The sequence below is a fragment of the Gymnodinialimonas ulvae genome, from assembly GCF_037543845.1.
GTDB lineage: Bacteria > Pseudomonadota > Alphaproteobacteria > Rhodobacterales > Rhodobacteraceae > Gymnodinialimonas > Gymnodinialimonas ulvae.
On sequence record NZ_JBBIFX010000001.1, the window covers coordinates 918,050 to 930,467 of the forward strand.

8 protein-coding genes are annotated in these 12,418 nt (G+C 61.5%); 6 read left to right on the forward strand and 2 right to left on the reverse strand.

Translation table 11 applies throughout. The features are described from left to right. The first annotated feature begins 3 nt into the window (after positions 1-3). The 3 genes from V8J83_RS04450 to V8J83_RS04460 are packed head-to-tail and all read left to right on the forward strand — an operon-like array spanning position 4 to position 4,935. A complete protein-coding gene (locus V8J83_RS04450) occupies positions 4-1,515 on the forward strand; it encodes a tripartite tricarboxylate transporter permease (protein ID WP_339983872.1) in 1,512 nt (503 codons plus the stop codon). Beyond that, on the forward strand, positions 1,508-3,760 hold the full coding sequence (locus V8J83_RS04455; RefSeq protein WP_339983874.1) for a DUF3604 domain-containing protein: 2,253 nt from the start codon (positions 1,508-1,510) through the stop codon (positions 3,758-3,760). The genes V8J83_RS04450 and V8J83_RS04455 overlap by 8 nt, the downstream gene beginning before the upstream one ends. Beyond that, positions 3,757-4,935 carry a CaiB/BaiF CoA transferase family protein gene (locus tag V8J83_RS04460; protein WP_339983876.1) on the forward strand — a complete coding sequence of 393 codons (1,179 nt, stop codon included), beginning with the start codon at positions 3,757-3,759 and terminating at the stop codon, positions 4,933-4,935. The genes V8J83_RS04455 and V8J83_RS04460 overlap by 4 nt, the downstream gene beginning before the upstream one ends. Before the next feature lie 1,227 nt (positions 4,936-6,162). Here the strand turns inward: V8J83_RS04460 and V8J83_RS04465 are convergent. After that, positions 6,163-6,579, reverse strand: a complete 417-nt coding sequence (locus V8J83_RS04465) for an anthrone oxygenase family protein (protein WP_339983878.1) — start codon at positions 6,577-6,579, stop codon at positions 6,163-6,165. Positions 6,580-6,768: 189 nt separating this feature from the next. Here V8J83_RS04465 and uxaC point away from each other — a divergent pair, with 189 nt between their 5' ends. The 3 genes from uxaC to V8J83_RS04480 are packed head-to-tail and all read left to right on the forward strand — an operon-like array spanning position 6,769 to position 11,110. Next, positions 6,769-8,175 (forward strand): glucuronate isomerase, encoded by a 1,407-nt coding sequence (uxaC, locus tag V8J83_RS04470; RefSeq protein ID WP_339983880.1) that lies wholly within the window; start codon positions 6,769-6,771, stop codon positions 8,173-8,175. Then, positions 8,172-9,587, forward strand: a complete 1,416-nt coding sequence (locus V8J83_RS04475; protein WP_339983882.1) for a mannitol dehydrogenase family protein — start codon at positions 8,172-8,174, stop codon at positions 9,585-9,587. Before uxaC ends, V8J83_RS04475 begins: the two co-directional genes overlap by 4 nt. Next, positions 9,587-11,110, forward strand: coding sequence for a UxaA family hydrolase (locus V8J83_RS04480; RefSeq protein WP_339983884.1), 1,524 nt, complete (start codon positions 9,587-9,589; stop codon positions 11,108-11,110). Before V8J83_RS04475 ends, V8J83_RS04480 begins: the two co-directional genes overlap by 1 nt. A gap of 26 nt (positions 11,111-11,136) precedes the next feature. Here the strand turns inward: V8J83_RS04480 and V8J83_RS04485 are convergent, their stop codons facing one another. Then, the gene (locus V8J83_RS04485) at positions 11,137-12,417 is read right to left on the reverse strand and encodes a TRAP transporter large permease (protein WP_339983886.1); all 1,281 of its coding nucleotides are present in this window, start codon (positions 12,415-12,417) and stop codon (positions 11,137-11,139) included. Between the last annotated feature and the right edge of the window lies 1 nt (position 12,418).

A 12,418-nucleotide genomic window follows, 5' to 3' on the forward strand; every position in this document is an offset into this window, starting at 1 on the left:
CGGATGGAGATCTTCGTAGCCTTGGGCGCCGTCGCGACAGACCCCATACTGATGCTCTGGGTCTTCGCGGCGGCGATCATCGGAATGGTCGTGGGCGCGATCCCCGGGCTGACCGCATCCGCCGCCATCGCGATGCTGCTGCCGCTGACATTCTACATGGAGCCCTTGGTGGCCCTCGCCTTCCTCTACGTGATCGGCAAATCGGGTCGCTACGGCGGCTCCATCGCAGCGATCCTGTTCAATACGCCAGGCACGGCGGCATCGGCTGCCACGCAGCTCGATGGCTACCCTCTGGCGCAACAGGGCAAGGCATCCAAGGCGATGAAAGTGGCCACGTTATCTTCTGTGATCGGCGACTATACCGGTGAAATCCTGTTGATTGTGGGTGTCGGCTTCATTGCGGCCATCGCCCTCAGGCTTGGCCCACCGGAGCTTTTTGCCATCTACTTCGCCGCTTTCGTGGTGATCGGGTCGGTCATCGGGAAATCGATCACACGCGGGCTGGCCTCGGCGGCGTTGGGGGTTTTGATCAACATGATTGGCATTGATCCGATCTCATCAGAGGAACGCTTCACCTTCGGCAGCTTTGACCTGACGAACGGGATTTCGCTCGTGCCGCTGATGATCGGTATTTTCGTGTTGGGGGAAGTCTTCTCGCAGCTGGAAGCGCGCGGGAACAAGGTCGAGATCGTGGACGAAAGCGATGCCGACGCGAAGGCGCGCAATCGCCTGACCTGGCCCGAATTCAGACCCTGCGTGCCCCATGTCATTCGATCGTCTTTCATCGGATCGTTCATCGGCGTGCTTCCAGGCATGGGGTCCTCCATCGCGGCGTTTGTCGCCTACGGGGAAGGCAAGCGACGCGCGAAGGACGCAGACCAATGGGGCACCGGTGCCTTGGAGGGCGTCGCGGCACAAGAAGCCGCCAACAACGCCGTCTCCGGCCCATCGATGGCGCCCCTTCTGACCCTGGGTATTCCAGGCTCGACGATCGGCGCGATCCTGGTGGGCGTGTTCCTTATCCACGGCATCCAGATCGGCCCGACGCTGTTCATCACGTCACGCGAACTGGTCTTCAACCTCTTCGCCTGCGGTCTTATCGGGATCGCGATGTACGGCCTTGTCGGCTACTTCGGCGCGTCCTTTGTCGGGCGGTTCATCACCAAGATCCCTACGGACATCCTCTATCCTATCGTCTTTCTCACCTCTTTCGTGGCGGCCTATGCGTCGCGGGGGAACCTCTTTGACGTCTACGTCATGGTCGCCGCCGGGTTCGCCGGGTGGCTGATGAAGAAGTATGACTTCAACGCGGCCGCGTTCGTGATCAGTTTCGTGCTGGCGGGCGGCGCGGAAGAGACGTTTCGCCAATCCCTGCTCCTGTCCGACGCCGGCCTGCTGATCTTTGTCACCCGCCCCGTCGCGCTGGCTTTCCTCGTCATCGGGATCGCCGCGCTTTTTTTCCGCGCCCGCAGCCTCAGCGCGGCTGCCAAGGAGGCTTCGCTCAAAGATGCCTGATCATTCCTACCGCCCCGACCTGATGGGTCACACAAAGCTGATCGACACAACCCCCGTGGTCGCAGGCAGCATGGCCAGTTTCACGCTGGTCTACACGGCGGGCAAGTTCGGGATCGATGATCTGGGGGGCGTGCGCGTGGCAATGCGCACCCATTCTGACATGACGCCTTTGCAGACCACGGACCCAAGCGCGCCGGGGTATCTGACGGTAGAGGCATCCAACGGCGCGCCGATAGAGTACGCGTTCGAGTACAAGCGCAATATCCGCCCCTGGGGCAATTGCATCACCGTGCTGTGCAAGGGTTTCTTGCGGCCCGATGATACACTGACCTTCCGCATCGGCGACACAAGGCAGGGCTCACCGGGTGTGCGCATGCAGACCCATTGCGAAAGCGCGTTCCAGTTTCGGGTGACGGTCGATGCCTTTGCCTCGGTCGATTACACGCCCGTGCTGGAGGAACACCACCCTACGGTCGCCATCGTGCCCGGCCCCCCCGTGATCTGGAAAGCCATCCTGCCGACGCTGCGCCGCCCCGGCGAACCCTTCCGGTTCATCGCCAAAGGCGAAGATCGTTGGGGCAACCCCAGCGACCAGTTCGAACGCCGATTACGCCTGAGCGCAACGCCATCGATTGATGGTTTGCCTGAACAGGTGGCGCTTGCGAAAGGCCAGTTCTCCGTCGTGATGGACGATCTCAAGATCACCGCGCCCGGCGATTACAGGATTGAGGTCACCGATGGCGACAGTCTTTTGGCAACCTCCAACCCCATGCGCATCGCCGACAGCCCCTTCGCGCATTATTGGTCCGACATGCACGGCCAATCGGGTGAAAGCATCGGGACCGGTACGGCGCGTGAATACTTCACCTTTGCCCGCGATCGCAGCTTCGTTGATATCACCGGACATCAGGCCAACGATTTCCAAGTGTCAGACACGTTCTGGGATGAAATCAATGCCCTCGCTGCCGAGTTCAACGTCGAAGGACAGTTCCTGTGCCTGCCGGGCTACGAATGGTCGGGCAACACAGGGTTGGGGGGCGATCACAACATCTGGTATCGGACCGAGGGGCGGCCCATCTACCGCTCGAGCCGCGCGCTGATTTCCGACACGACGCGGCCTGAAACGGACTGCCACGACGTCAAAGATCTGTTCGGCGCCTTGCAGGGGGAAGACGTCATCGTCGTACCCCATGTCGGCGGACGGTTCGCCGATGTGTCCTACGCACACGATGCGCGATTGGAGCCATCGGTCGAGGTGCATTCGTCCTGGGGCACGTTTGACTGGATCGTGGAGCAGAGCCTTCAGAACGGCCATCGCATCGGTATCGTGGCGGGCAGCGACGGCCACAAGGGACGGCCAGGGGCCAGCTATCCGGGCGACGCGAAGTTCGGCAGCTACGGCGGGCTGACCTGCCATCTGTTACCCTCCCTGACCCGCGACGACCTCTTTGAAGAGTTCCGCCGCAGGCACCACTACGCAACGACCGGGACGCGTCTTTTCTTGTCAGCCGACATGGCGTTCGACGCCCCAGCGCAGGTCTACACGCGCAACCCCGATTTCGAGCCCAACGCCTTTGTCTGGCAGTCCACCGCGATCATGGGCGATATCGTCCGCACCGACACGTCAACGGCGCAAATCTCCGTCGAGGTTTCTGCCACATCGCCGGTAGAGCGGGTGCAATTGTTCGATGGGACGCGCCTGCTTGAAACAGTTCAACCGTTTGACGAAGCGGAGATCGGCGCGCGTGTGCGCATCATTTGCAAGGGGCAGGAAACCCGTGGTCGCGGGCGCCTTGTGAAGTGGACCGGGCAAGCGCGACTGACTGGGGCATGCGCCACCCGCATCGCAGCGGTGAATTACTACAATCCGGACAAGCAACCCCAACTGACCGCACCGGATCAGATCGATTGGGTCACGGTGACCACGGGGGGCTTTTCGGCGATCGACGTATGGTTGGCGCAGGTGGAAGCCGGTGCAGAGATAAAGGTGGAAACCAACCTCGGCACCTTGCGGCTTGCGCTGTCTGACATCGGCGTGGATCCGGTGGTTCTGGACTGCGGGGGCATCGACAAGACCTTGTCGGTTCAGCGCCTGCCCGACGTGCTGGACCAGACCACCCTCTCTCTCACCCGGTCCGTCGATCTTCCCACCGTGGGCGAACGCGCCATTTTTGCGCGCGTGTCGCTGGAGGATGGCCACGTCGCATGGTCCAGCCCGATCTACATTTGCAGAGGAACCCCATGACAAGCCCGCTTGCCGGCATCACGGTGATTGACTTCACGCATGTTCTCGCCGGACCCGCCTGCGCCTACTATCTTGGCCTGCTAGGGGCGGATGTGATCAAGGTGGAACACCCCGACCGCGGCGACGCGATGCGCCATCGCGGCGGAACCGACAAGGACCGTGCAGCGCGGGGGATGAGCACCGCCTATTTGACCCAAGCGGCCGGCAAGCGCTCTGTCGCGCTGGATCTGGAGACGGCGGACGGGCGCCTGGCGATGCAAGAGCTGCTGCGGTCTGCGGACGTCCTGGTGGAAAACCATCGGCCAAGCACCCTGAAACGCCTGGGGTTTGACGAAGCCAACACGCTGGCCCTCAACCCGCGCCTGATCCACTGCGCGATGACGGGCTATGGGCGCGGCGGAGAGAAGGCGGATGCGCCTGCATATGACGTCAACATCCAGGCGGCTTCGGGTATCATGACCCTGACGGGAACGACTGAAACGGGGCCTTTGCGCACCGGTGCGCCAATCATGGATTACTCGGTCGCGCTGGCTGCCGGCTTTGCCGTCTCTGCGGCCCTTTTTGAACGCGAACGCACGGGGCAAGGCACCTTCATAGACGTCTCCATGCTGGAGACCGCCTATACTCTCATGAGTTCCACCATCACCGACTACAAGGCGACGGGCCACGCGCCCGGACCCCGCGGAAACGCCGCCAACAGCCGCAGCCCCGGCGCCGGGAGTTTTCCGTGCAAGGAAGGGGTGCTGAGCCTTGGGGTGAATGAAGAAAGCCAGTTTCGCGCCCTCGCGATTGGCTTGGGACGAAAGAGTTGGCTCAAGGATCACAGGTTCGCCCAACGCGCGGCCCGCAATGCACATGCGGCACAGTTGGAAACGGAGATCATCGCCGCCCTGTCGCACGGAACCGCTGATTACTGGGAAGACCATCTTGCCGGGTCGGGTGTGCCCGTCGCCAAGATCCGGACGTTGCCGGAAAGTTTGTCTCAGCGCCATTCGATCGAACGCGGCTACTTGCACGAAGATCCTGCCACCGGCGTAAACGTCCCGGGGCTTCCGTTCCGAATTGGGCAAGTCACGGCGCATACCCCGCGCGGGACAATGCAGGTGTTGGGCCAAGATACAGATGATGTTTTGGGTAAGCTGGAAAGACGTCCCAGGGGAAACGACGGCGATTAGGGGCACGTCATCACCACCCTCATCAAGCATCCGCGAATATTGACCAGGGTGATCAATAGATCGCTGACTTGGGATCGCGGATCAAAGATGACAGAGCGTCGCAAATTCACCATGGCGACCAAGATCAACATAGCCGATCGCGCCGCTCATTCCCCGACACCATTGGGTCGCAATGAAAGAACCAATCGACTTTTTCGCCAATGACTTCCCCAAAGGCATTGATTGATCGGGGCTTAGCCAAAGAAAACCGGCTGTTTTGGGCCCCTGCCCCAAGCCCGTCCTGAATCACCGGTGTTCTTGATCAGCGCGACACAGGACGACTGGGTAAGTCCCGCTACAAGGTTGGTGTGGTTCTTGGGTTATTTTGGTCCCAACGCGCTTCATTTTATCCAAACCCGCGCGCCCGTAAAACGCCCGACGCAGCGCGCCAAAGGGCGATCTCATGTTGCACACGTAGTGCACACGACGACACTTAACCTTCTGAAATTATGAAAGTACCCGTCCCATCCATCATGGGTGCGCAAGATAATCTCGCTGCCGCAGTGGCTGAGTTTTTGGCCATTCCTGTGTCTCCCATGGTGCGCGATCCGCCTTTCGCGTCCTAGCTGCACGCATACTTCACACCAATTGGGGCAGTCTAGCCCCCCGAGCGCAAGGGCTGGTGAACGGCGGTTTTGGGTGGGACAATGATCTCGAGGCCCTGCTCCACTGCCCTAGCCTGACCCTCATGGGCGTACAAAAATCCCGAAGAAAGTGATCTTTCGACAACTCGACATCTTCACACCAACCCCTGACATTTCAACACGAGGTTCGCTCCCCTATGCTCCTCTGTCCAACGATCAACGCGCAGTGCGACGCAATTGCCAGAACCGGACCTTCTTTTGCTCGGCGGCGAATGCCAGAGGCGCGCCCATTCCGGACATTTCAAAATCTTGTTGCGCGCGCGCCGCGCGAAATGGCCTTGTGAGCCAGTCAATACAGCGTTGCGTTGCTGCAGAAAACCTGGAAACCTATGCCTAGCGCATGGTTGAGGACACAACAGGCTGCGCAATAACCCGTATTGAGGATCACTTTCTCGGGGTGCCCATTGCAGAGTAGGTGGCTGTCGTTCGAGTACTGCCAATACTTTGCTGAATCAAATCGAGTCTCAGTCACGCGTTCGGAGAGGCCCAAGAGGTCGCACAGACGTCACCATCGTGACCCGAGCCGCCCCTTTTCGCCGTACCATCACACGGGCGGGCTCTGGGCCAGGGTTATCCAGAGGATACCACATAGCAGCAGTGCAGCTGAAACGACGCAAGCGATTGTCCGAACTGAGTTCCAGAACGTCCAGCGCGGCACGTAGATCTGGAGCCGGTAGTCGCGAGTGATGTCAGACGACATCTCCATGCCCGCCAGAGCCTCGTTCATCGGGACGTTGCAGAAGACGGTGACACCGAAACAGCCGATCAGGTAGGTCAAACCTGCCAGCATGATGAGCGTCCCTGCAGGTCCGGAAACGCGGAAGGCACCGTAGCCTGCGATGGCGAGTGAGTTGGCCGCCGTGCCCAGAAACAGCGCCATGAAATCCCAGCGAAAGACTTCCCGGTTGATGACTTGCATCCCTTCAACGCCACCATGGCCGCCGATGAGCGCCAATTCCACCGCATTGGCTCAATTCAAGGCTGGATCGGATTTCGCACAGTCACTGCCCGTCCAAAAGCGCTGCGGTGACAGACCTGTCACAATTGGGATCCAGGGCGTGAAATTGGCACACGACGGCTCCACTCTCTCCCAATTGGTATGCTAGAATATCAGATCAACCCATCCACAGGTTTCCGGAGCGCCGAGCCCATGACCATGCTACCCCCCGACCGCTTGTTTCCCGCCGAGGCCGGTCAACGTTCCATCGCGCGCGCGCTCTATGAAAGCGTGAAGAATCTGCCGATCATCAGCCCCCATGGCCATTGCGATCCTCAGTGGTTTGCCGAAAATGAGCGGTTCCCCAACCCTGCGGAGCTTTTCATCGTGCCTGACCATTATGTCTTCCGCATGCTGGTCAGTCAGGGCCTGTCGCTTGCCGATCTGGGCGTGCCGCGCGCCGATGGCGGCGTTGTGGAAAGTGACCCGCGCAAGATCTGGCACCGCTTTGCCGCGAATACGCATCTGTTCCGGGGCACCCCCTCAGCGATGTGGCTGAACCACGCGTTCGAGACCGTGTTTGGCATCACCGTTCCGCTCACTGCGGAAACGGCGGACCTGTACTACGACCAGATCGAGGCTCAGCTGGCGCAGGATGAGTTCCGACCTCGCGCGTTGTTCGACCGGTTCAACATCGAGGCCCTCGCCACGACCGACGGCGCGCTGGACGATCTGAAGTGGCACAAGATGATCCGCGACAGCGGCTGGTCCGGGCGGATTGTGACGACCTATCGGCCCGACGCCATCATTGACCCCGATTTTCGCGGCTTCGTGCAAAACATCATTGCGCTGGGAGAGATCACCGGCGAGGACACGGCCACATGGGTCGGCTACCTTGCCGCGCATCGTAAGCGGCGCGCGTATTTCATAGCCAACGGTGCAACGGCCACGGACCACGGCCACCCCAGTGCCCGGACCGAGGACCTGCCGCGCACCGAGGTGGAGGCGCTGTTCCACAAGGCGCGCAACGGCATCTGCAATGCGCAGGAGGCCGACGCGTTCCGGGGGCAGATGTTGACCGAAATGGCCCGGATGAGCCTTGAGGACGGATTGACGATGCAGATCCACCCCGGCTCACGCCGCAACCACTCGGCAACCGTGTTGGCGCAGCATGGGACCGACAAGGGCTTCGATATTCCCGGGCGCACGGATTACGTGGCTGATTTGAAGCCGTTGCTGGATGCTGTTGGCATGGAACCGAACCTGAACATCATTCTCTTTACCCTCGACGAGACTTCCTACGGGCGTGAATTGGCCCCTTTGGCGGGCGCCTACCCTGCCCTAAAGCTCGGCCCGCCGTGGTGGTTTTTCGACAGTTTCGAGGGCATCAAGCGCTTCCGCGAGGCCACGACCGAGACCTGTGGCTTCTATAACACCGCCGGTTTCAACGACGATACGCGGGCGTTCTGCTCTATCCCGGCGCGCCACGATGTCGCCCGACGCACAGATTGCGCTTATCTGGCGGAGCTGGTCAGCACCGGGCGATTGCGCGAAGTCGAGGCATTCGAGGTGGCCCATGACCTGACCTATCGCCTCGCGAAAGAGGCCTACCGCCTATGAGTGCCCCGCGTCTGACCCGCACGGCCCCGGCCCCTCTCGTTGGGCAAGTGCACCTTGGTCCCGGCGCGTTTTTCCGCGCCTTCAATGCGGTTTACACCGAAGACGCCATGGCGGCGGAGGGCGGCGATTGGGGTATCGTCGCGGTCAGTCTGCGCAGCGACACCGCCCGTGATCAGATGACGCCGCAAGCCGGCGCCTACACATCGGTCACACTTGGCACGGCGCGCGCCACACGGGTCATTGGCGCGGTCACACAGGTGTTGGTCGCGCCCGAGGATCCGGAGGCGGTGTTGTGCGCAATGACCGATCCGGGCGTACGGGTGGTGTCGCTGACAATCACCGAAAAGGGCTATTGCATCGATGCGACAACCGGCGGCCTGAATGCAGCGCATCCAGATATCGTCCATGATCTGGCCAATCCCGATACCCCGCACTCGGCCATCGGGTTTCTGGTTGCCGCTCTTGGGCGACGGCGGGCCAGCAGGACCGCGCCGTTCACCGTTCTGTCGTGTGACAATCTCCCCTCGAACGGGGGCCTGACGCGGGCGGTCGTGCTTGATTTCGCGCGCGCGCTCGACCCCGAGCTCGCCACTTGGATCGACGCGCAGGTTCCCTTCCCCGCCACAATGGTCGACCGGATTACACCGGCCACAACCGACGACGATGTGGCGGACCTGGCCGAGACGGCGGGCTATTTCGATCCGGCCTGCGTCGTGCATGAAGCCTTCCGTCAATGGGTGATCGAGGATGATTTCGTCGATGGCCGACCCGCATGGGAGGCCGCCGGCGCGCAATTGGTCAACAGCGTCGAAGCCCATGAATTGATGAAGCTCCGCTGCCTGAACGGCACCCACTCGACACTGGCCTACCTTGGATATCTGGCGGGGTATGAAACCATATCGGACACGGTGGCGTGCCCTGATTTCGCGCGGTTGTGCGAGATCATGTGGCGAGATGAGATCATCCCCACCGTGCCCCCACCCGAGGGAGAAGACTTGACCGTCTATTGCACAAGACTGATGCAGCGATACCGCGACCCGGCGATCCGGCACCGCACCTGGCAGATTGCGATGGATGGCAGTCAGAAACTGCCGCAGCGCCTCTTGGGGACCATCGCCGATACGCTTGCGACGGGGCGCGTTTCCCATGGGCTTTGCCTCGCTGTGGCGGGGTGGATGCGCTATGTCGGCGGCGTGGATGAGGCCGGACAGCCCATTGATGTGCGCGACCCCATGGCGGAGCAGTTGAAAGCCGCTGCGACCGTCGGTGATTTGCTGGCCCTGAAGGAGATCTTTCCTCCGGATCTTGCCCGACACGGTGGGTTTCGCGAGGCAGTCGCCGAGGCCTACGCCGCCCTTGAACGTGACGGTACGCGCGCGACTGTGCGGGCCTTTGTACAGGCACGGGGCTGATGGCGAAGACATTGGTATTGAACGCTGCGGACAATGTCGCAATCCTGACGGAAAAGGCGCCGATGGGCGAACGCCCGTTGGGGCTTGGCCGCGTCCTGTCGCAAGCCGTGCCAGCAGGACACAAGATCGCACGGCAAGCCATCGCAAAGGGCGCGCATGTCACCAAATTCGGCCATATGATCGGCGTCGCCTCCAAGGCGATTGAAGCGGGTGCACATGTTCATAGTCACAACCTGTCTTTCAGCACCCACGGCGATGGCGGGCAAATCGGCGACCACCTGCAGAAGGCGCAAACGGCGGTGCCCAAGGTGTCACCCCGCATGTTCGACGGCTATTTGCGCGCCGATGGCCGCGTTGGCACGCGCAATCAGATCGCGCTTCTCGCGACAGTGAACTGTTCGGCCAGTGTGATCCGACAGGCCGCCGATCAGATCACGCGTTCCGGCATCCTCGACGCCTATCCAAACGTAGACGGCGTGGTCGCCTTCGCCCATGGCACCGGCTGCGGCATGAACGCAAGCGGGCCGGGCTGGGACAACCTTCAGCGCGTGCTGTGGGGCCATGCCACCCATCCGAATATCGCGGCGGCGGTCTTTGTTGGGCTTGGGTGCGAGGTGATGCAGATCGCGCGGATGCGGCAGATGTTCGGCTCGGACGGGGTGGAACGATTTCACGGCCTGACCATTCAGGACAGCGGCGGAACCACCGCCACGATTGCGCAGATCATCGCCAAGGTCGAGGCGCTCTTGCCGATTGTGAACGCCGCAAGGCGCAGTCCGCAGCCGCTTTCCGCGCTCAGTGTGGCTCTGCAATGCGGCGGCTCAGACGGATTGTCGGGGGTCACCGCGAACCCAGCCCTTGGTGCGGCAAGCGACCTTTTGGTGGGCCATGGCGGGCGTGTGATCCTGGCGGAGACGCCGGAGATTTATGGGGCAGAGCGCCTGCTTCTACGCCGCGCTGCACGGAAGGAGGTGGGGCAGAAGTTGAACGCGCGCCTTCGATGGTGGGAGGCTTATGTCGCGATGAATGGCGGCTCGATGGACAACAACCCCAGCCCCGGGAACAAGGCGGGAGGATTGACCACGATCCTCGAAAAATCGCTCGGCGCAGTGGCCAAGGGCGGGGCCACACCGCTGAACGAAGTTGTGGAATATGGCGGGGTTCCAAGCGCTCAAGGCCTGATCTTCATGGATACACCGGGCTATGATCCGGTCTCGGTCACCGGGCAGATCGCGGGTGGAGCACAGATCGTGGTGTTTACAACCGGGCGCGGCTCGGCCTTCGGATCAAAACCTGCGCCAACAATCAAGCTGGCGACAAACGACGCGCTGTTTGCCGCGATGCCCGATGACATGGACCTGAATTGCGGTGACGTGGTGAGCGAAGGCGTTCCACTGGCCGACAAGGGCGCCGAACTCCTCGACCTCATCGTGGCGACCGCCTCGGGTCAGGTGACGAAAAGCGAGGCGCTGGGGCTTGGGGACAATGAATTCGTACCTTGGCAGATCGGCGCGGTGATGTAGCGGCGCAAACGCGCCAGACTCGCGCCTTAGCGCATCACTGACGGCAACCAGAGCGATACGGCGGGCACATATGTCACCAGGATCAGCGCTCCGAGAATGGCCAGGTAGAACGGCCATATTGACCGCAGAGCGTCCTCGATCTTGATCTTGCCAACCGCGCAACCCACGAACAGACAGGTCCCGACCGGTGGCGTGCACAGACCTAACCCAAGGTTCATCAACATCATGATCCCGAATTGCGTCGGGTCCATGCCAAGGCCTTGGGCGATGGGCAGGAAGATTGGCGTACAGATCAGGATGAGCGCCGCCATGTCCATGATCATCCCGAGGATCAACAAGATAACATTGATCATCAGCAGGATGATGATCGGATTTTCGGAGATTGTGACCAGACCGTTGGAGAGCGTTTCAGGCACGCGGTAAAGCGCCAAAAGGTAGGCAAAAGAACTGGCGAAGGCGATCAGGATCATCACCATCGACGTGGTCCGCACCGTTCCGGTGATCGATTGCAGGAAGTCCTTCCAGCTCAGGCTGCGGTAGAAAACCGACGTCAGGATCAGCGCGTAGATCGCGCCGAACGCCCCGGATTCCGTCACCGTGAACACACCCGACAAGGTTCCGCCAACAATGATGACCGCCGTGAAAAAGCCCGGAATGGCAGAGCCCGCCGTGCGCCCCACCTCGCCCCAGCCGGGGAACGGCTCGGACGGGTAATTGTGCTTGACCGAAAGGACGTAGGCCGCAATCGCAAGGCTGATGCACATCAGGATGCCGGGAATGACACCGGCCAGAAACAGCCCCGAGACCGAAATGCCGCCGCCCGCCGCGACCGCATAGATGATCATGTTGTGGCTTGGCGGAATGACGATGCCCGCGATGGAGGATGTGACCGTGACGTTGACGGCGAAATCGGGGCGGTAGCCGCGTTCCTTCATCACCGGCACCAAGAGCGAGCCAAGCGCCGAGATATCCGCCACGGCCGAGCCGGAAATGCCGCCAAACAGCATCGAGGAGAAGATGTTGACCATCGCCAGCCCCCCCTTGAGGTGACCGACAAGGGCGGAGGCCAGCTTGACCAGCCGCACCGCAATGCCGCCGCGTAACATCACCTCTCCGGCGAGGATGAAGAACGGGATCGCCAGAAGCGAAAACACCGACACGCCCGCCGTCGCGCGTTGGAAGGTGATCAGCATCGGGAAACCTTCGTACCAGAAGGCCGATGCGGCCGCGATACCCATGGCAAAGGCCACCGGCATGCCCATGATCACGAGCAGGAAAAAGACGCACATCAGGATGATCAGGCCCATC

Bases quoted from the DNA above. Each gene is read 5' to 3' on its own strand.
- V8J83_RS04450 (WP_339983872.1), top strand. From the start codon at position 4: ATGGAGATCTTCGTAGCCTTGGGCGCCGTCGCGACAGACCCCATACTG.
- V8J83_RS04455 (WP_339983874.1), top strand. From the start codon at position 1,508: ATGCCTGATCATTCCTACCGCCCCGACCTGATGGGTCACACAAAGCTG.
- V8J83_RS04480 (WP_339983884.1), top strand. From the start codon at position 9,587: ATGGCGAAGACATTGGTATTGAACGCTGCGGACAATGTCGCAATCCTG.
- V8J83_RS04460 (WP_339983876.1), top strand. From the start codon at position 3,757: ATGACAAGCCCGCTTGCCGGCATCACGGTGATTGACTTCACGCATGTT.
- V8J83_RS04485 (WP_339983886.1), bottom strand. From the start codon at position 12,417: ATGGGCCTGATCATCCTGATGTGCGTCTTTTTCCTGCTCGTGATCATG.
- uxaC (WP_339983880.1), top strand. From the start codon at position 6,769: ATGACCATGCTACCCCCCGACCGCTTGTTTCCCGCCGAGGCCGGTCAA.
- V8J83_RS04475 (WP_339983882.1), top strand. From the start codon at position 8,172: ATGAGTGCCCCGCGTCTGACCCGCACGGCCCCGGCCCCTCTCGTTGGG.